Here is an 18,575-nt window from a genome sequence, read left to right as displayed (position 1 = left end):
CCCGGGATCAGAACCGGCGCGTGATCAGCGCCCGCTTGACCTCCTGGATCGCCTTCGTGACCTCGATGCCGCGCGGGCAGGCGTCCGTGCAGTTGAAGGTCGTACGGCAACGCCACACGCCGTCACGGTCGTTGAGGATCTCCAGGCGCTGCTCACCGGCCTCGTCGCGCGAGTCGAAGATGAAGCGGTGCGCGTTGACGATCGCCGCGGGGCCGAAGTACTGGCCGTCGTTCCAGAACACCGGGCAGGACGACGTGCACGCGGCGCACAGGATGCACTTGGTGGTGTCGTCGAACCGCTCGCGGTCCTCCGCGGACTGGTACCGCTCGCGCGTCGGCTCGTTGCCGGTGGTCACGAGGAACGGCATCACGTCGCGGTACGCCTGGAAGAACGGGTCCATGTCCACGACCAGGTCCTTCAGGACCGCCATGCCCTTTATGGCCTCGATCAGGATCGGCTTCGAGGCCGCGCCCGTCTTGTCCAGGGTGACGATGTCCTTGATCAGTGTCTTGCACGCGAGGCGGTTCTTGCCGTTGATCCGCATCGCGTCGGAGCCGCAGACGCCGTGGGCGCAGGAGCGCCGGAACGTCAGGGTGCCGTCGAGCTCCCACTTGATCTTGTGGAGCCCGTCGAGCACGCGCTCCTTCGGGTCGATGTCGAGCTGGAAGTCCTGCCAGGTCGACTCGTCCGAGACCTCCGGGTTGAAGCGGCGGACCCGGAAGGTAACGGTGAGCAGGTGGTCCGAGGCGGCGGCGTCCGCCTCCAGCCGGTCCATGGTCGGGGTAGCCATCAGTACTTACGCTCCATCGGCTGGTAGCGGGTCTGGACGACCGGCTTGTAGTCGAGCCGGATGGACTCGGTGCCGTCGTCGCCGACCTCGCGGTACGCCATCGTGTGGCGCATGAAGTTCACATCGTCGCGGTTGGGGAAGTCCTCGCGGTAGTGACCGCCGCGGGACTCCTTGCGGGCCAGCGCCGACACGGCCATGACCTCGGCCAGGTCGAGCAGGTTGCCCAGCTCGATGGCCTCCAGCAGGTCCGTGTTGAACCGCTTGCCCTTGTCCTGGATGGCCACGTGCTGGTAGCGCTCGCGCAGTTCGGAGATGCGCTCGACGGCCGTCTTGATGGTCTGCTCCGTACGGAAGACCATCACGTTGGCGTCCATGCACTCCTGGAGCTCGGTGCGCAGTGCGGAGACGCGCTCCTTGCCCGTGGAGGCGAGCAGCCGCTCGACCTGTCCGAGGACGAACGTCTCGGGGTTCTCCGGCAGTTCGACGAAGTCGTTCTGTGCCGCGTACTCCGCGGCGGCGATGCCGGAGCGGCGGCCGAAGACGTTGATGTCGAGCAGCGAGTTCGTGCCCAGGCGGTTGGCGCCGTGCACGGAGACGCAGGCGACCTCGCCGGCCGCGTACAGGCCCGGCACCACCGTGGTGTTGTCGATGAGGACTTCACCGGTCACGTTGGTGGGGATGCCGCCCATGGCGTAGTGCGCGGTCGGCTGGATCGGGATCGGGTCCGTGTAGGGCTCGATGCCGAGGTACGTACGCGCGAACTCGGTGATGTCGGGCAGCTTGGCGTCCAGCTGCTCCGGCGGCAGGTGCGTCAGGTCCAGGTACACGTGGTCGCCGGCCGGACCGCAGCCGCGGCCCTCGCGGATCTCCGTGTAGATGGAGCGCGAGACGACGTCGCGCGAGGCGAGGTCCTTCATGACGGGCGCGTACTTCTCCATGAAGCGCTCGCCGTCCTTGTTGCGCAGGATGCCGCCCTCACCGCGGGCGCCCTCCGTGAGCAGGATGCCCATGCGCCAGATGCCCGTCGGGTGGAACTGGAAGAACTCCATGTCCTCCAGCGGCAGGCCGCGCCGGTAGCAGGCCGCCTGGCCGTCACCGGTCAGGGTGTGCGCGTTGGAGGTGACCTTGAAGAACTTGCCGGTGCCGCCGGACGCGTAGATCACGGCCTTCGCCTGGAAGATGTGGATCTCGCCGGTCGCCAGCTCGTAGGCGACGACGCCCGCGGACTTCTTGACGCCGTCGACCTCGGCCATGATCTGGTCCAGGACGTAGAACTCGTTGAAGAACTCCACGCCCTCCTTGACGCAGTTCTGGTACAGCGTCTGGAGGATCATGTGGCCGGTGCGGTCGGCCGCGTAGCAGGAGCGGCGGACCGGCGCCTCGCCGTGGTTGCGGGAGTGCCCGCCGAACCGGCGCTGGTCGATGTTGCCCTCGGGCGTCCTGTTGAAGGGCAGGCCCATCTTCTCCAGGTCGAGGACGGCGTCGATGGCCTCCTTCGCGAGGATCTCGGCGGCGTCCTGGTCGACCAGGTAGTCGCCGCCCTTGATCGTGTCGAAGGTGTGCCATTCCCAGTTGTCGTCCTCCACGTTGGCGAGCGCGGCGGCCATGCCGCCCTGCGCCGCGCCGGTGTGGGACCTGGTCGGGTACAGCTTGGTCAGAACGGCCGTCCGGCTGCGCTTGGTGGACTCGATGGCCGCCCGCATCCCGGCGCCGCCGGCGCCGACGATGACGGTGTCGTACTTGTGGATCTTCATGGGTGTCGTCAGCCCCGGCTCTAGCGGATGTTCGGGTCGAAGGTGAAGATCACCAGCGTGCCCAGCAGGACGGTCCAGATGGTGGCCGCGTAGAGCAGGCCCTTCAGCCACATCCGGGTGGCGGGGCGCTCCGCGTAGTCGTTCACCACGGTGCGCAGGCCGTTGCAGCCGTGCAGCATGGCGAGCCACAGCATCGCGAGGTCCCAGATCTGCCAGAACGGGTTGGCCCAGCGGCCCGCCACGAAGGCAAAGCCGATCTTGGACACGCCGCCGTCCAGCACCAGCTGGATCAGCAGGTGGCCGAGGACCAGGACGACCAGGACCACGCCGGACAGCCGCATGAACAGCCAGGCGGCCATCTCGAAGTTGCCGCGGGTCGACTTGGGGGTCTTACGGGTGCGCGCGCGGGGCGGCTCGATGACGGGGGCCGGGTGGTCGACGTCGAAGAGGCTCGCGCCCTCGACCTCGCCGATCGCGGAGCCGGCCGCGGAGGTGGTGTCTGCGGACATGGGTCACTAGCTCCCGAACACTTGACGGAATGCGTGGCCGAGCACGGGGTACAGGGCGCCGATCATCAGCACCAGCCACAGGACCACCGCGGACCACAGCATCTGCTTCTGGTAGCGCGGCCCCTTGGACCAGAAGTCCACGGCGATCACGCGCAGGCCGTTCAGTGCGTGGAAGAGGATGGCGGCCACCAGGCCGTACTCAAGCACCGCGACGACAGGGTTCTTGTAGGTCGCTACGACGTGGTCGTAGGCCTCGGGGGAGACACGGACAAGAGCGGTGTCCAGCACGTGTACGAACAGGAAGAAGAAGATGAGGACACCGGTGACTCGGTGAGCCACCCACGACCACATGCCTTCCCGGCCGCGGTACAACGTTCCAGCCGGCACGGAAAAACCCTCCGGAAGCGGGGATCGGGGCCGGCCGCCATCTTCTACTTGGTCAAGCACAGTGGTGTCGGTCGCGCCCGGCCGGGTACGGTCCACCGGCCCCGGCCATGTTAGCGACGTGGTGTCGGTCCGCTCGCCCGGGGGTCGCCGGTGTGATCGAACCCGCGGTCAAACAGCCACGTACGGGCTACCGAAGCGGGGCGGATCGCCGGGTGTGCGGCATTTCGGGCGCCATGCCGGGTGCCGGGACGGCGCCGGGACGCTCCGGCGCGTCGCCCGAGCGGCCGTCGGCGGCTCCGCCGACCCGCGCCACCAGGGCGCCGAGCCGGGTGCGGCTGAGCCTGCGCAACTCCTCGGCCGCGACGACGCGCTCCTCCTCGGGGTCGTTGCCGAGCCGGGCCCGGATGCCCGCGAGCACCTGGTCGAGGTACTCCTCGGGGGCCCGCCCCTCCAGACTGATGACGAACGTGTGTCCGAAGCTTGCCTCGTACGCGGCGAACGCGGCGCGCAGGGCGGTCAGTGCGGCCGGCGGCACCGGGGGCGGCGCGGCCTGCGGGTCGCGCGCACGCCAGCCGGCCGCGGTCTCCGCCGCCAGCGCCTGGCCGAGGTCGGCGGGCGTCAGGTCGTAGGCGGCCTCGTCCGCGGCGGCGAGCAGCGCGGCGACATCGGGATACGGTCGGTGGGCGGCGATCCTGCGGGCCCAGCGGTCACTGCCGCAGCATCGAAGCAGGGCCTCGTGGACGGTGTCTGCGGGGGCGCCGTTGAAACGGCGCAGCCCTGGCTCCTCGCGGGACAGCGGAGGCTCCTTGTCGGCGGTGTGCGGTGGGAGACCGCGGGCGCTGGGCGCATGGGGGACTGCGGGAGAAGACGGCTCGGGACGGCGGAGGGTTGCGTGAGGCGGCCGGATCGAACGAGAAAGCCGCCGTGTCGTTCCGGCCGACGCTAGCGAGACGCGCGGCGGACGAGCACCGCGCAGACACTCTTTCACTCGTACGAAGAAGTTTCGACATGCGGCGTGGACGCCGGCGTGGCAGGTTCGCGTAAGGGCGGCACTCCGGGGCACCCGAGCGGCACCCCGCGTACGACCCGGCACCACACCGGCACCCAGCACCACCCGGCGGCATCAGGAGGACCAGGACCATGTGGCAACCGCGCAGCACATTCGGCGCGGCGACGGCGGCCGTGGCGGTCGGCGCGCTGACGCTCACCGCCTGCCAGAGCGGTTCCCCCTCGACGAAGAGCACCGGGTCCTCGCACGCCGAGTCCCGGGCCGCCTCGGCGACGACGCCTACGCCCACCCGCAGCTACCCGCTGTCGAGCGCGCCGCGGACCATCCCGTCCGTACGCCGGTTCACGGCCGCACACGGCCCCGGCTGGAAGCCCTCCCCGTCCGCCGGAGTCGTCGTGGCCGCGGGCGCGGCCGGACAGGGGCTCACCGACGAGGCGCAGCTCATCGCGAAGGAGCTGAAGATCCGCTACCGGGGCACCGCGGCGGCCCGCGCCGGCGATGTGTCACTGGCGATCGGCGGGAGCGGCCCCGCCGAGTCGTACACCCTGACCACCAGCGGCGACCGCGTCGTGATCAAGGCGCCCTCCCAGGCGGGCGTCTTCTACGGCACCCGGACGCTCAAGCAGTCCGTACGCGCCGACGGCGACATGCCCGAGGGCGTGGTGCACGACCAGCCGGCCAAGCCGCAGCGCGGCCTCAACCTCGACATCGCCCGCAAGTTCTACCCGGCGAGTTGGATCGAGGCCCGGCTGCGCGAGATGGCCGACCTCAAGCTCAACGAGCTGGGGCTGCACTTCTCCGACGACCAGGGCTTCCGCATCGCGTCGACCAGCCACCCCGAGATCGTCTCCAAGGACCATCTGACGATCGCGCAGACCAAGCAGATCATCGCCCTCGCGAACCGGCTGCACATCACGATCGTCCCCGAGATCGACTCGCCGGGACACCTCGGCGCCGTCATCGCCAAGCACCCGGGCATCCAGCTGCGCAACGCGTCGGGCACCACGTACCAGGGCGCCGTCGACATCTCGAACCCGGAGTCCGCGAAGATCGTCGACCAGCTGCTGACGGAGTACGCCAAGCTGTTCCCCGGCCCGTACTGGCACATCGGCGGCGACGAGTACCTGGCGCTCACCGCCGCGGACCCGCAGACGAAGTTCCCGCAGCTGGCCGCCGCCGCACGCAAGAAGTACGGGTCGAAGGCCACGGTCCAGGACCTCGCCACCGACTGGATCAACGCGCGGGCCGCCCTGGTCGAGAAGCTCGGCAAGAAGCCGAGGGTGTGGAACGACGGAGTCTTCCCCGACGGTCTCGCCAAGCCGTCCAAGAACCTCCAGATCGAGTACTGGACCGGCAAGGAGGCCGGGAAGATCCCGCCGGAGACGTACCTGAAGGCGGGGTGGAAGATGATGAACCTCAACGACGAGTACCTCTACTACGTCCTCGGCCAGCCCAACGGCTTCACCTATCCGACCGGGCAGCGCATTTACCAGGACTGGAGCCCGCTCGTGATCCGCGGCACCTCCCCCGTACCGCAGAAGTACGACAGCCAGATCCTGGGCGCCAGGTTCGCGGTCTGGGGCGACATCCCGAACGCCCAGACGACGGCGCAGGTCGCGGCGGGGATCAGGATGCCGCTCAACGCCCTGGCGCAGCGGCTGTGGGTGCCGGGCAAACCCGCCCTGGGCTGGGGGCAGTTCATGGCGCTCGCCGACCGGATCGACGGGTCCGCCGGGTCGGTGGTGACCCCCGCGCCCAGCACCTCGGCGCCGGCCGCCTCGCCGTCCACGTCCCCGGCCCGGCCGACGACGCCCCCGGAGTCGTAGGAGACGCCGGGACGTTGCGGGGCCGGGGGCAAGCCGGTCCTGAATGGTCCTGAACGACAGCGCGTGCCGGGCGAGCGGCCCGCCCGGCACGCGCGTCGCCCGGCGCCGTCAGTGGTCCTGGGAGACCGGCTTGAAGACCGGGGTGACCTCCAGACGGCCGGTGTCCTTGTCGCTCACCGGCAGGCTGAAGTCGACCGGGGCGGTGACGGGGTGCGTCTCGTTCGGCGGGGTGATCACGAGCGCGCTGACGCGGACCCCGGAGCCGCCGGTGTTGTTGAGCGGGTAGACGACGTTGGCGGTGGCCGTCTTCCCCGCCCGGAGCGTGAACGGGACCCCGGCCTCCTGCTTGTCGCGGTCCACCGACTCCGTGCCGTAGTTGGTCTTCAGGTCGACGCCGGGGAACCCGGCCACGCGGCAGTCGCCGCCGGTGTTCGTGAACGTGATGAGGACCGAGCCCACGCCGGGGGCGGCGCCCGGGGCGTCCTTGCCCTGGTCCTTCGCCGCGATGCGCAGGTTCGAGGTGCGGCACATCGACGACGTCGAGGAGGCGTTCGAGCCGCTCGCCCCGTTCCCCGACGACGTCCCGCCGGAGGAGGCGGACGTCCCGCCGGACGCATCGGACGACGGCGTGCCGGCGGGCGCGGACGACGTATCGCCGAGCGGAGACGAGGACGGCGCCGACGTGGAGGGCGAACTGTCGGACGTACCGCATGCGGTGGCACTGGCGCCGAGCGCGACGGCGGCCAGCACAGCAGCGGTGCAACGAACGGCCTTGTTCAGCCTGGCGGTCATGGGTTCCCCTTCTCCAGCACCGGATTCCAGCTTCGGCGCCCACCGTGTCGAGTGCGTCTTGCGGGAGGTAAGACGCACTCCCGTGGGAAGGGAGTTCGCGGAATCGAGTCCGGAACCTGTAACAGCCGTCCGCCCCGTCGGCCGCCTATTGACTGATCCAGTCACTGGCCAGGTGTCCCTGCCTGCTCCTGGCCACTGTTGGTCACGCGTTGGTCATGCGACTCGACGCCGGCTCGCTCCAGGAACAGCACCGGGCGTTCTCGGGTCCGCCGCCTGACCGCCACGATGGTTCCCAGTGCGACGCTTTTCGTCGAAGTAGACTTAGACAAGAAGCGTCGTACTCGAGCTGTGGAGGGTGAGTGGAGAAGAGACTGCCGGCCAAGCCGGACGATGTGGTCGACCGGGACCGGGAGTGGGATCTGCTCGCGGAGTTCCTCAACGATGCGGACCCGGCGATGCGGCTCGGCATTGTGTCGGGGCGGCGGCGGCACGGGAAGTCGTACCTTCTGCAAGCTCTGTCCGAGCAGGTCGACGGTCTGTACGTCACGGCGGTCCGGGAAGAGGGGCGGCTGCCCGCGATCCAACGGTTCAGTGACGCGGTTGCCACGCACGCCGGACTGAGGCCGGGCAGCCTGCGCCTGACCGACTGGCGTGACGTGTTGTCCAATGCCCTTGATGTGACGTCACGCTCGAAACGTCCGCTCCTGGTGATCGACGAGTTCCCCTATCTCCTCCAGCACTCGCCCGAGATCCCGGGACTGCTTCAGCAGCTTTACGACGAACGCCAGCGCGGCGCCCGGCGCGGTGCAGGGCCGGGGCCGCGGCTGATCCTGTGCGGCTCGGCGATGAGCGTCATGCACGAACTGCTCTCGGGAACCAAGCCGCTGCGGGGACGCGCCGTGATCGATCTGCGGCTGGGCCCCTTCGACTACCGTGTCAGCCGGGACTTCTGGCAGATCACCGATCCGCTGACCGCGCTCAAGGTGCACGCGGTCCTCGGCGGGGCACCCGGCTACCGACCGGTGGCCGGCCGTCCGCATCCGGACGACGGCTTCGACACGTGGCTCACTCGAACACTCCTCGATCCGGGCCGAGCGGTGTATTCGCGCACCGAGACCGAGTATCTGCTGCGCGAGGACCCGAGGATCACGCAGCACACCCTGTACTACGACATCCTCACCGCGATCGCGAACGGCGCCACCACGCCCAGCAAGATCGGTGCCGCCCTGGAGCGGCCGCGCAATGCCGTCGCTCACCCCCTGGGCGTGCTGGAGTCCACCGGCTACATCCGCCGGGAACAGGACATCCTCCGCTCCAAACACCCCGTGATCACCCTTGCAGACCCCGTCATCCGCTTCAACCAGCTCATCACCCTTCCTCAGGTCGCCGCCGTGGAACAGGGCTTCGCCGAGCAGGTCTGGCAGCAGGCCGCCCCGACCTTCAACTCCAAAATCCTCGGGCCGCACTTCGAGGATCTGGCCCGGGATTTCACTCGACGCTACGCGTACACCTTGCTTCCCGGTGGGCTTCCCGGGCCGGTCGGCACCACCGAGGTTGCCGACCAGGCCGCCCGGACCAAGCATGAGATCGATGTCATCGCGTTGGCGGCGGGCGAGCGCCCACAGGCACCTCGAGCGAGGATCGCGCTACTGGGCGAAGCCAAGGCGACCGCCGCTCGCCGCGGGACCGGCGACCTGGAACGACTGGAACGCATCCGCGGCCTGCTCGCAGAGCAGGGGCACGACACCGCTGCCACCACTCTGGCCCTGTACTCCCTGCACGGCTTCTATCCCGACCTGGTCGACCTGGCCAATCGCCGTGACGACCTCCTTCTGGTCGATCTGCCCGCTCTCTACGGCAGTTGACCCGGCCGGCCAACGCTCCTGTCGAGGATCGCCGAGCCTTGGCGGCACAGTGGGATGTCGGCCTACACGTTCGGCCGGTTGGCCACGCGCTGGCCACGCTGGTCACGGAGCCTGTGTATCGCCGCAGGCCGGAGCGCTGAAACCGAAACGGCGGCCGGGGCCGCCCCCCCCCCCCGGGGGGGCCCCCGCCCCCGCCTTGCGAAGCCGCAGAGCGACCCCGTCACTCTTCTCAGCGCCGCCCGTGCCATTTCTGTCACACAGTGGCCCGAAGTACCGTGTTGCGAGTTGTATACAGGTCATGGACGCGGGGCACGAAAAGGCCGTAGCGTGCAAATCGCGTGGGGTGGCGCGGCAATGACCAGCTGCGGATCAGGACGGGTTGTGGGTTGTGCTGGGGGATGACGCGGAGCTGACCGCCGCGGTGCACGCGGCACGCGGTGGGGACGAAGACGCCTTCCGCACCGTGTACCGCGCCGTGCACCCGCGGCTGCTCGGCTATGTCAGGACACTGGTCGGCGACTTCGACGCCGAGGACGTCACGTCCGAGGGCTGGCTGCAGATCGCACGCGACCTCGACACGTTCGAGGGCGACGCCGACCGGTTCCGCGGCTGGGCCGCCCGGATAGCGCGCAACCGCGCCCTCGACCACATACGCATGCGGGGCAGGCGCCCGGCCATCGGCGGCGACGAGAGCGAGCTGACCGGCACGCCCGGCGACTCGGACACCGCGGACGAGGCCCTGGAGGCGCTCTCCACCGGCCGCACGCTCGCGTTCATCGCCCAGCTGCCCCAGGACCAGGCCGAGGCCGTGGTACTGCGGGTCGTGGTCGGGCTGGACGCGAAGACGGCGGCCGAGACGCTCGGCAAGCGCCCCGGGGCCGTCCGCACCGCGGCGCACCGCGGCCTGAAGAAACTCGCGGAACTGATCGAGACCGCGCAGGCCGCTGAAAACGCTTACCGCGCGGAGCCGGGACAGGGCGCCGGTCCCGCGCCGGGCGATCCTCGCGGCCGCGCAGGTCGGGGCGGGGCGCTCGGCGGTGTACCGCTGCAACGCGCCCCCCTGTCGGGAATCCCTGCTTCCGTAGGTGTGACGCATTCGCGCCCGCGGACGCAGAAGGACATGTGATGGCCGACGAGCGTGACCAGTGGCTCGACAAGGACACCGCGGAGAGACTGCTGCGGGGGGACTCCGTCGAGAGCCTGGACGCCTACGCCGGCGCGGAGGCGGCGCGGGTCGCCTCGGCCCTGCGTGATCTCGCTCTCATCGCACACGCAAACGAGCCGGACGGCCCCGAGCGGCCCCGCGACGGGGCCGGGAGCCCCGGCACGACCGGTCCTACGCCCGGCGAGACGGCGGCCGTGGCCGCGTTCCGCAGGGCACGGCAGGACCGGACAAGCGCTCACACGGGACGGGCGCCGCGGACCGAGGGAACGCGCCTGGACGGCAGCCGTACGGGAAGCCCCCGCGCAGAGAGCCCCCGTACGGAGAGCGGCTGGAGGGACGGCGGTTGGAGCGACGGCGGTCGCAGGGACGGCGGTTGGAGCGACGGTAGCCGTCGGGACGGCGGTTGGAGCGACGGCAGTCGCAGCAACAGCGGTCGTACGGCCGGCGTTTCCGCGCACGGCGTCCGCGGCGGGGACGCCGATCGCGGTGGAGAGGACACGCTCGCTCCCGTACGGATCGCCCCGGTGCCCGCCACCGAGGCCCGCGCGCGGTGGTGCGCGTTCGGCCGGGCGCTGACCGGCGGTCAAGGACGGCCGCGCGGCGGCGGCCTCGCCGCGGTCTTCGTCGGCTGCGTCCTCGGCAGCGCCGCCCTCGCCGTCGGCTCCGGAGCGCTCTTCGCGCCCGCGTCGACCGACAGCCACGAGACGCCACCGCCCGCCGTGTCCCCCACCGAGGGGCCGGCGCCCTCGGCCTCGGGCGGGAACCCGTACGTCACCCGGGCACCGGGCGGACCGCTCCCCGGCGGCGCGGGCGCCGGCCCCTGGGAGAGCGTCGGCAAGCAGATGCTCTCGCTCGGCGGCACCGGCGTCGCGGACAGCACCAGGACCCCGGGACCCTCCGCCTCCGCGCCCCGCGGCGGGCACTCCGTCTCGCCGGGCGCGAGCACTCCTGCCGCCCGGTACGCGGCGGCCGTCGACGCCTGCCAGGCGCTGCGGGACGGCACGATCGACCACCGCCACCGGGCCATGCTCGTCCGCCTTGCGAAGGGCGAGCACGGCGCCGCCGTGTTCTGCGCCCACCTCCTCGCGGGGCTGCCCGAGCAGTCCGACGGCGATTCCGCGAGCCCGCGTCCGAGCGGAAGCGGAGGCTTCGGCGTATACGACCCCGGCGGCTCGTCGGCGTCCAACTCCCCCTGGCCCGCGACCTCCCCGCCGGACGACGGGTCGAGCACCGTGGGGCCGAACGGACAGCACAGTGTCCCGCCGTCGGAGCCGGCGGACGGTACATCGAGCGCACCCGAGGACGGGACGTCCGGTGCGCCCGCGCCCGGCGGGACGGAATCGGGCGGAGCGGTGCCGCCCGGCGCCTCGCCCTCCGCGTCACCGGACGCGGCGTCCGCGAACTGATCTCCGGCCGCCTCGCCGGGCGCGTCGCGGCAGGCCCGCACCGGGCGGCCGCCCGCCGCGTACGCCCGTCGCGCAAAAGGGTGTGACATTTTTTCGAGCCGTGGCGCAGTAATGAGTGAGCCGACTGGTCATCGGCAGCGCACAGAGCCGGGGGTTCCCCCCGTACCTTCGGCTCGGCGCACAGGCGCGGGCGGGACACGTTCCCCCGGTCCCGTCCGCGCCGTCCCTCTTTCTCCTTCCCCGCTCCCTCCCGCGTCCCGACGTGCCGGGAACCCCGCCCGCGCTGTGAGCAAGGTCCCAGCGTGTGGCCCTCCACCGGGCGCATCCGCGCCGCTACAGTCCGCCGCAAGGACGCTGACGACCTGGGCACCATCCGGCGCCGGCGCGGTGTCCCCGCCGCCGTCCGCAGCAGGTGGGCGCCCGGCCCACACGAGCTTCCAGGAGGCAACGACCATGGCGCGCGAGCCCGGCCGCGAACGACTGACCGAGAGCGGATTCCCCGTGGCGCCGGTCTACGGGCCGGGCGATCTGGACGACGCGTGGGACCCGGCCGAGAAGCTGGGCGAGCCCGGCTCGTACCCGTACACGCGCGGTGTGTACCCGACGATGTACACCGGACGGCCCTGGACGATGCGGCAGTACGCCGGCTTCGGCACGGCCACCGAGTCCAATGCGCGCTACAAGCAGCTCATCGCCAACGGCACGATGGGGCTGTCCGTCGCCTTCGACCTGCCCACGCAGATGGGCCACGACAGCGACGCGCCCATCGCGGCGGGCGAGGTCGGCAAGGTCGGCGTCGCCATCGACTCCATCGACGACATGCGGGTGCTGTTCGGCGACATCCCGCTGGACAAGGTCTCCACGTCGATGACCATCAACGCGCCCGCCGCGCTGCTGCTGCTGATGTACCAACTCGTCGCGGAGGAGCAGGGCGTACCGGCGGACAAGCTCACCGGCACGATCCAGAACGACGTGCTGAAGGAGTACATCGCGCGCGGCACGTACATCTTCCCGCCGAAGCCGTCGCTGCGGCTGATCGCCGACATCTTCAAGTACTGCAAGGCGGAGATCCCGCGCTGGAACACCATCTCGATCTCCGGTTACCACATGGCGGAGGCCGGCGCCTCGCCCGCGCAGGAGATCGCGTTCACGCTCGCCGACGGCATCGAGTACGTACGGACCGCCGTCGCGGCCGGGATGGACGTGGACGACTTCGCGCCCCGCCTGTCCTTCTTCTTCGTCGCCCGTACGACGATCCTCGAAGAGGTCGCCAAGTTCCGTGCCGCGCGCCGGATCTGGGCCCGGGTGATGCGCGACGAGTTCGGCGCGAAGAACCCCAAGTCGCTGATGCTGCGCTTCCACACGCAGACCGCGGGCGTCCAACTCACCGCGCAGCAGCCGGAGATCAACCTCGTACGGGTCGCGGTGCAGGGCCTCGCGGCCGTCCTCGGCGGCACGCAGTCGCTGCACACCAACTCGTTCGACGAGGCGATCGCCCTGCCCACGGACAAGTCCGCCCGCCTGGCGCTGCGTACGCAGCAGGTCCTCGCGTACGAGACGGATGTCACCGCCACCGTCGACCCGTTCGCGGGCAGTTACGTCGTCGAGAAGCTGACGGACGAGGTGGAGGCGGCGGCGCTCGCGCTGATGGAGCGCGTCGAGGACCTGGGCGGCGCGGTCGACGCGATCGAACACGGCTTCCAGAAGAACGAGATCGAGCGCAGCGCGTACACGATCGCGCAGGAGACGGACAGCGGCGAGCGCGTCGTCGTCGGCGTCAACCGCTACCAGCTGGACACGGAAGAGCCGTACGAGCCGCTGCGCGTCGACCCCGCCATCGAGGCCCAGCAGGCCGCCCGCCTCGCCGCGCTGCGCGCGGAACGCGACCAGGAGGCCGTCGACGCGGCCCTGTCCGACCTGCGCAAGGCGGCGAGCGGTGAGGACAACGTCCTCTACCCGATGAAGGCGGCACTGGCCGCCCGCGCCACGGTCGGCGAGGTCTGCGACGCGCTGCGCGAGATCTGGGGCACGTACGTACCGGCGAACGTGTTCTGACGTTCTGTCGTTCTGAGGGTGCGGAGGCGGTCACGCCCGGGCGGCAACCCTGGGCGCGAGCAGGTCGAGCGCCTCTTCCCAGTGGAAGCGGTCCGCCCCGCCGCCTGCCTTGGGCCGGTGGGGCTCGTAGGAGCCGATGAGGACGCCCATCGCGCGCAGCTTCCGCAGGCTCTCGGCGTACGCGGGGTGGGCCGCCTGAGCGGAGTTCACGTAGGGCAGAGCCCACCGGGCGAGTTCGTGTTCTGTTGGAGGGATTGCCTCGCGTCACCTCATTCGGTGCCCGAGGTGTCCTGTCAGCAGGTCAGCGAAGGCGGGTAGGCCGGCCTTCGTGAGTCGGGCGATGGCATCAGCGAGGGTGACTGGCGGGTTGCGCTTCTCTCCGACAAGTCTGACCACCGTCTCCGCGACCTCGTGCGGTAACTCCTTGTACAGCTCGCACAAGTACGAATCCGGGTCGATCACCCGCACTCCGCGCTCGGCCAAATCGCCGGCGGGGAAGTCGGCAACGTTCCACGTGATCAGGGCGCCGGCACCGGCCGCCACCGCTGCCGCCGAGTGATGCCGGTCGTCGGGGTCATCACCCGGCATTTCATCCACGAGGTGCCCGTATACCGCGGTCTCGATCTCGCAGTCGGGGAAGAAACGCCGGACGGCTTGGACAACCGCGGCAGCCGACTCCGCCGAACGCTTTCCCTCCCGGACGATTACCCGCTCCCACTCCGCGAGCAGCCGTTCGGACCACACGATCTCGTGGATGGCATCCTCGGTGAGGGCCAGCATCACGTCCATGACCGAGAACGGAAACAGGACGTTGGTGTCCACGAAGACCCGCGCTGCCACGCTCCCCCTCTTTCTTCGTTTCGACGGCTACTCGTGCCACGCGGATCATGAGGCCGGATCGACGCCCTCCAGGGCATCTTCGATTTGGCGCCGGCCCTCCCGGCGTCGTGCGCGTTGCTGCTGGAACATCAACACGTCCACAAGGCGGACCACCCGGTGGCTACTGCCCGGCAGGTTCTTCGAAGGGATGTCGCCGGCATCGAGCAAGCGTGCGACGAACGGCCTGGACAGACCCAGAAGCTCGGCGGTCTCAGCGGGCGACAGCAGCGTCTCGGACGCCAAGACCGTCACCGCGTGCCCACGGGCAAGCTCACCGGCCGAGGTCAGAAGCAGGCGGACCAACTCCCCCGGCAGTACGAGCTCGCTGCCGTCCCGGGTGCGCACCAACACCTCGACCGCCTCCGGCGCCATCCGGGCAGTCGCCGCGAGCGCACCTTGGTGCAAGGGATTCGGCTCCACCTTCTCGGCACGGGCAAGAACGCTGGAACGAGCCATGGCCGCCTCCGATCGCTGACCCCGCCTACGCGTCATCTGTAATAACTGTAACTTGGGGAGGTGGTGCGAGCAACCCCGGAGGAGACGGGGTACGCCGCGTTCCGCCTGCACTCCGGCCCGTCCCGCCTCACCCCCGTGACGGAGCCCCGCCCGCCGCAGCCCTACGCCGGGGTCACCAGCCGGTGGACGTCCTTTGCCGCGCTTGTCACCCCCGAGAGGAAGCCCTGGGCGCGGGGGGATGCGTTGGCCTTGAGCCACTCCGGGGCGATGTCGCAGACCGCGACCTTCACGCCGGTGTCCGCGAGGGCCAGGGGGAGGGTGTGGACGACCGTGGAGGGGAAGCTGAGGATCGTGCGGCTCGTGGGGCCTCTGCGGGCGATGACCTCCAGGGGGAGGTCGGGGCGGACGATCTCCAGGCCGGTCGCCGCGTGCAGCGCGTGCAGTTTGTCGGCGTTCTCGCGGCGGTGCGCGAAGTAGCGGATGGCGTGGTGCTCGCGGGCCAGCGACGTGACGGCCTCGGTGTACTGCGCCACGTCCACGACGCCCGTCTCCACGAGCGACGTGCCGACCAGGTCGGCGCCGTCGAGGAGCTTCGGCGGGCCGAACGTGGCGCGGGTCCACTCGAAGCGGTTCTCCGTCACGTCGATGCCCTCGGGCACCTCCTGCACGGGCATGGAGGTGAAGACCTCCACGGAGCGGGCGGCCGTGGGGGTGAGGCGGCGGCGGGCCGCCGCCGTGACGGGGGCGAGGACGAGTTCACGGGGCCCGCGCGGGCCGCCGCGCCGGTGCCAGCGCACCAGGCGTCCGCCGCGCGCGAGCTGGCCGAGGAACTCCATCGTCGCCGTACCGTCGTCGACGACGGTCAGCCGCTTTCCGCGGGCCATCGTCAGCAGCAGCTGCACGTACCGGGAGAACGGGTCGCCGATCACGATCCGCCCCGCCCGGTGCAGCAGCGGTGCCAGCTGGCGCACCGTCTTGAGCGGGGCCCCCGCGCCGGACCTGGCCTCCTGCCAGCGCACCGTGCAGCCCTCGTCGCGGGCCAGCTCGGCCATCCTGCGGAGCTGGCCGCGCGACATCGGGTCGGTGGGGGAGAGCACGACGACGGTCAGGTCGTCGTCCGCCCCACCCGTCCTCGCCCACTCCAGCACGTTCAGCAGCTGGACCGGGCTCTCCACGAACGCGATCGCCCGTCGGGCGCGCAGCTCGCGGCGGCGCGGGGCTCGTTCCCCGCTCGGACTCGGCATGGCCCGCCCGCTCAGGCCTTCGCCGACTCGGCCTCGGCCACGACGCCCGCGACGCGGCGGAGCTTCTTCATCGGGCCGAGCTCGGACTCGTAGACCTTCTTCACGCCGTCACCGAGGGACGCCTCGATGGTGCGGATGTCGCGGACCAGCCGCTGAAGGCCCCCCGGCTCGACGGAGGCGGCCTGGTCGGAGCCCCACATCGCGCGGTCCAGGGTGATGTGGCGCTCCACGAAGGTGGCGCCGAGGGCGACCGCGGCGAGCGTGGTCTGCAGGCCCGTCTCGTGGCCGCTGTAGCCGATCGGCACGTTCGGGAACTCGTTCTGGAGGGTGTTGATGACCCGCAGGTTGAGCTCCTCGGCCTTCGCCGGGTACGTCGAGGTGGCGTGGCAGAGCAGGATGTTCTCGCTGCCGAGCACCTCGACGGCGTGCCGGATCTGCTTCGGCGTCGACATGCCCGTCGAGAGGATGACCGTACGGCCGGTGGCGCGCAGCGTGCGCAGCAGCTCGTCGTCCGTGAGGGACGCGGAGGCGACCTTGTGCGCCGGGATGGAGTCGAACTTCTCCAGGAACGCGACCGCCTCGGTGTCCCACGGGGACGCGAACCAGGCGATGCCCTTCTCCTTGCAGTGCTCGTCGATGGCGCGGTACTCGTCCTCGCCGAACTCCACACGGTGGCGGTAGTCGATGTACTTCATCCGGCCCCAGGGGGTGTCGCGCTCGATGTCCCACTGGTCGCGCGGGGTGCAGATCTCCGGGGTGCGCTTCTGGAACTTGACGGCGTCGCAGCCGGCCTCGGCGGCGACGTCGATCAGCGCGATCGCGTTGTCGAGCTCGCCGTTGTGGTTGATCCCGATCTCACCCGTGACATAGACGGGACGACCGGGTCCTGCCGTGCGCGAACCCAGCGTGCGCAGGCGGGAAGAGGCGTCGGTGTTCATGAACTGTCCTTAGTTCTCGGCATGGGTGGGGGGCAGGTGAGGCGTGGGGATGTGCAACCCCGGGCCGAGCAGCCAGCCGGCGATCTCGCGGATCGCCCCCTCGCCGCCCGGGGTCGTGGTGACGGCGCGCGCCGCGGCGCGGACGGCGTCATGGGCGCTCGCGACGGCCACGGGCCAGCCGACGAGGCCGAAGCACGGGAGGTCGTTGACGTCGTTGCCGACGTACAGCACGCGTTCCGGCGTGACCCCGTGCTCGTCGCACCATTGCTTCAGTGCGAGATCCTTGCGGTCGATGCCGTGCAGCACCGGCACCTTGAGCTTCGCGGCGCGGGCCGCGACGACCGGGTTCTGCTCCGTGGAGAGCACCAGCAGCCGCAGGCCCGCGCGGCGCAGCGCGGCCACGCCGAGACCGTCGCCGCGGTGCACCGCGACCATCTCGCGGCCCTCGGAGTCGACATAGACCTTGTCGTCGGTCTGCGTGCCGTCGAAGTCGAGGACGACCGCGTCGATGTCGTCGTGGGAGGGCAGCACCGCCGGGTCGAGCAGCGGGGCGAGCGCGCGGGCGCGGGCGAGGTCGTGCGGGTCGTCGATCTCCAGGACCCGCGCCGCGCCGGTCTCCACCAGCTTCGTACGGCCGAAGAAGCGGTGGCCCACCTCGCGGAAGCCGTCGGCGCGCATCGCGTACGCGGCGCCCGTCTCCAGGTACTCCTGGGGCCGGTCCTGGCGGCGCGGCCGGTTGGACTTGTCGTGGTTGACGCCGTAGCCGTCGGCCTCGGCGCTGCTCGCGCCGCCCTCGCGCCAGATGAAGCCGTGCGTCGGGGCGACCGTCAATGCCGTGTCGGCGCCCTCGTCGGTGATCGCCCCGGCCACGCCGTCCATGTCGGCGGCGGTGATGAAGGGGCTGGTGCACTGCACGAGCAGCACCACGTCGACGGTGACGCCGCGCATCGCCTCGAACCCGTCCATCGCGTGCCGCACGGCCGCCTCGCTGGTCGCCGTGTCCCCGGCGATCGCGGCGGGCCGCAGGACGATCTCGGCGCCCGCGGCGCGGGCCGCGTCGGCGATCGCCGGGTCGTCCGTGGACACGACCACGTCGGTGACCTTGCGGGACGCGCGGCACGCCCGTACGGCCCGTACCACCAGGGGTACGCCGCCGACCTGTGCGAGGTTCTTCGCGGGTACGCCCTTCGATCCCCCGCGGGCGGGGATCACGGCGAGGACGGTCATGTCTGCTCCGTGGGTTCGTGGGTTGCGGCCGGCTTCGTTCACAGCTCGCCCATCCGGCGGATGACGGGCGCGACGCGCTGCACGCCGTGGCGGTAGGCGCCCCGCGCCGCGCCGCGCACGGCCTGGCGCACGGCCCTGCGCATCCCGGACACGTCGCGGACCGGGCCCCCGGCGCCGGAGGCCAGCGGCGTGCCGTCCGGCGCCAGGTGATGCCTGGCGAGCAGCTGCGGCAGATAGCCGGGGGCCGTGGTGCGGGTGTAGTAGGGGGTGGGC

Annotated in this window: 16 protein-coding genes and 2 pseudogenes; 5 read left to right on the top strand and 13 right to left on the bottom strand. The window is 70.9% G+C overall.

Annotated features, from left to right (window positions below; translation table 11 throughout):
• Positions 1-7: 7 nt before the first annotated feature.
• From LCE31_RS10485 to LCE31_RS10465, 5 genes are all read right to left on the bottom strand, one after another.
• The gene (locus tag LCE31_RS10485) at positions 8-790 is read right to left on the bottom strand and encodes a succinate dehydrogenase iron-sulfur subunit (RefSeq protein WP_225013897.1); all 783 of its coding nucleotides are present in this window, start codon (positions 788-790) and stop codon (positions 8-10) included.
• On the bottom strand, positions 790-2,544 hold the full coding sequence (sdhA, locus tag LCE31_RS10480) for a succinate dehydrogenase flavoprotein subunit (RefSeq protein ID WP_225013896.1): 1,755 nt from the start codon (positions 2,542-2,544) through the stop codon (positions 790-792). The genes LCE31_RS10485 and sdhA overlap by 1 nt, the downstream gene beginning before the upstream one ends.
• Positions 2,545-2,564: 20 nt before the next feature.
• The gene (locus LCE31_RS10475; protein ID WP_225013895.1) at positions 2,565-3,053 is read right to left on the bottom strand and encodes a succinate dehydrogenase hydrophobic membrane anchor subunit; all 489 of its coding nucleotides are present in this window, start codon (positions 3,051-3,053) and stop codon (positions 2,565-2,567) included.
• Between the two features lie 6 nt (positions 3,054-3,059).
• On the bottom strand, positions 3,060-3,440 hold the full coding sequence (sdhC, locus tag LCE31_RS10470; protein ID WP_225013894.1) for a succinate dehydrogenase, cytochrome b556 subunit: 381 nt from the start codon (positions 3,438-3,440) through the stop codon (positions 3,060-3,062).
• A gap of 187 nt (positions 3,441-3,627) precedes the next feature.
• Positions 3,628-4,428 carry a 2-oxo-4-hydroxy-4-carboxy-5-ureidoimidazoline decarboxylase gene (locus LCE31_RS10465; RefSeq protein WP_374118448.1) on the bottom strand — a complete coding sequence of 267 codons (801 nt, stop codon included), beginning with the start codon at positions 4,426-4,428 and terminating at the stop codon, positions 3,628-3,630.
• Positions 4,429-4,580: 152 nt separating this feature from the next.
• Here LCE31_RS10465 and LCE31_RS10460 point away from each other — a divergent pair, with 152 nt between their 5' ends.
• A complete protein-coding gene (locus LCE31_RS10460) occupies positions 4,581-6,275 on the top strand; it encodes a beta-N-acetylhexosaminidase (protein ID WP_225013893.1) in 1,695 nt (564 codons plus the stop codon).
• A gap of 108 nt (positions 6,276-6,383) precedes the next feature.
• On the opposite strand, the gene LCE31_RS10455 is transcribed toward LCE31_RS10460, so the two are convergent.
• Positions 6,384-7,067, bottom strand: a complete 684-nt coding sequence (locus LCE31_RS10455; RefSeq protein WP_225013892.1) for a DUF4232 domain-containing protein — start codon at positions 7,065-7,067, stop codon at positions 6,384-6,386.
• 359 nt (positions 7,068-7,426) lie between these two features.
• Between LCE31_RS10455 and LCE31_RS10450 the strand changes: the two genes are divergently transcribed.
• The 4 genes from LCE31_RS10450 to LCE31_RS10435 all read left to right on the top strand — a co-directional run bounded on the left by LCE31_RS10450 (position 7,427) and on the right by LCE31_RS10435 (position 13,558).
• Positions 7,427-8,932: an AAA family ATPase gene (locus LCE31_RS10450; RefSeq protein WP_225013891.1), complete on the top strand. Its 1,506-nt coding sequence runs from the start codon at positions 7,427-7,429 to the stop codon at positions 8,930-8,932.
• A 388-nt stretch (positions 8,933-9,320) separates the two neighbouring features.
• Positions 9,321-10,058, top strand: coding sequence for an RNA polymerase sigma factor (locus LCE31_RS10445; protein ID WP_225013890.1), 738 nt, complete (start codon positions 9,321-9,323; stop codon positions 10,056-10,058).
• Positions 10,058-11,503, top strand: a complete 1,446-nt coding sequence (locus LCE31_RS10440) for a hypothetical protein (RefSeq protein WP_225013889.1) — start codon at positions 10,058-10,060, stop codon at positions 11,501-11,503. The genes LCE31_RS10445 and LCE31_RS10440 overlap by 1 nt, the downstream gene beginning before the upstream one ends.
• A 453-nt stretch (positions 11,504-11,956) precedes the next feature.
• The gene (locus LCE31_RS10435; protein ID WP_225013888.1) at positions 11,957-13,558 is read left to right on the top strand and encodes an acyl-CoA mutase large subunit family protein; all 1,602 of its coding nucleotides are present in this window, start codon (positions 11,957-11,959) and stop codon (positions 13,556-13,558) included.
• A gap of 30 nt (positions 13,559-13,588) precedes the next feature.
• Here LCE31_RS10435 and LCE31_RS10430 read toward each other — a convergent pair.
• The 7 genes and pseudogenes from LCE31_RS10430 to LCE31_RS10400 form a co-directional block, all read right to left on the bottom strand.
• Positions 13,589-13,777: pseudogene (locus LCE31_RS10430) on the bottom strand (flavoprotein); the annotation flags it as partial.
• Positions 13,778-13,822: 45 nt separating this feature from the next.
• Entirely contained in the window at positions 13,823-14,398 is a 576-nt protein-coding gene (locus tag LCE31_RS10425) for a PIN domain-containing protein (protein ID WP_225013887.1), read from the bottom strand.
• A gap of 45 nt (positions 14,399-14,443) precedes the next feature.
• Positions 14,444-14,893 (bottom strand): helix-turn-helix domain-containing protein, encoded by a 450-nt coding sequence (locus LCE31_RS10420; protein WP_225013886.1) that lies wholly within the window; start codon positions 14,891-14,893, stop codon positions 14,444-14,446.
• A gap of 161 nt (positions 14,894-15,054) precedes the next feature.
• Positions 15,055-16,137, bottom strand: a complete 1,083-nt coding sequence (locus LCE31_RS10415; RefSeq protein ID WP_225013885.1) for a hypothetical protein — start codon at positions 16,135-16,137, stop codon at positions 15,055-15,057.
• Between the two features lie 11 nt (positions 16,138-16,148).
• Positions 16,149-17,075, bottom strand: coding sequence for an N-acetylneuraminate synthase family protein (locus LCE31_RS10410; RefSeq protein ID WP_225013884.1), 927 nt, complete (start codon positions 17,073-17,075; stop codon positions 16,149-16,151).
• A 9-nt stretch (positions 17,076-17,084) separates the two neighbouring features.
• The gene (locus tag LCE31_RS10405) at positions 17,085-18,302 is read right to left on the bottom strand and encodes an acylneuraminate cytidylyltransferase (protein ID WP_225013883.1); all 1,218 of its coding nucleotides are present in this window, start codon (positions 18,300-18,302) and stop codon (positions 17,085-17,087) included.
• A 38-nt stretch (positions 18,303-18,340) separates the two neighbouring features.
• Positions 18,341-18,575, bottom strand: a pseudogene (locus LCE31_RS10400) (DUF6716 putative glycosyltransferase); the annotation flags it as partial.

Origin of the sequence: Streptomyces sp. 8L, assembly GCF_020176795.1 — a bacterium.
Classification (GTDB): Bacteria; Actinomycetota; Actinomycetes; order Streptomycetales; family Streptomycetaceae; genus Streptomyces.
The sequence above is the reverse complement of the archived record's forward strand: the minus strand, read 5'-3'. Positions and strand labels throughout refer to the sequence as shown.

Excerpts from the sequence above, each read along its gene's own strand:
- LCE31_RS10485 (WP_225013897.1), bottom strand. The coding sequence starts at position 790 with ATGGCTACCCCGACCATGGACCGGCTGGAGGCGGACGCCGCCGCCTCG.
- sdhA (WP_225013896.1), bottom strand. The coding sequence starts at position 2,544 with ATGAAGATCCACAAGTACGACACCGTCATCGTCGGCGCCGGCGGCGCC.
- LCE31_RS10475 (WP_225013895.1), bottom strand. The coding sequence starts at position 3,053 with ATGTCCGCAGACACCACCTCCGCGGCCGGCTCCGCGATCGGCGAGGTC.
- LCE31_RS10460 (WP_225013893.1), top strand. The coding sequence starts at position 4,581 with ATGTGGCAACCGCGCAGCACATTCGGCGCGGCGACGGCGGCCGTGGCG.
- LCE31_RS10455 (WP_225013892.1), bottom strand. The coding sequence starts at position 7,067 with ATGACCGCCAGGCTGAACAAGGCCGTTCGTTGCACCGCTGCTGTGCTG.
- LCE31_RS10440 (WP_225013889.1), top strand. The coding sequence starts at position 10,058 with ATGGCCGACGAGCGTGACCAGTGGCTCGACAAGGACACCGCGGAGAGA.
- LCE31_RS10435 (WP_225013888.1), top strand. The coding sequence starts at position 11,957 with ATGGCGCGCGAGCCCGGCCGCGAACGACTGACCGAGAGCGGATTCCCC.
- LCE31_RS10420 (WP_225013886.1), bottom strand. The coding sequence starts at position 14,893 with ATGGCTCGTTCCAGCGTTCTTGCCCGTGCCGAGAAGGTGGAGCCGAAT.
- LCE31_RS10415 (WP_225013885.1), bottom strand. The coding sequence starts at position 16,137 with ATGCCGAGTCCGAGCGGGGAACGAGCCCCGCGCCGCCGCGAGCTGCGC.
- LCE31_RS10410 (WP_225013884.1), bottom strand. The coding sequence starts at position 17,075 with ATGAACACCGACGCCTCTTCCCGCCTGCGCACGCTGGGTTCGCGCACG.
- LCE31_RS10405 (WP_225013883.1), bottom strand. The coding sequence starts at position 18,302 with ATGACCGTCCTCGCCGTGATCCCCGCCCGCGGGGGATCGAAGGGCGTA.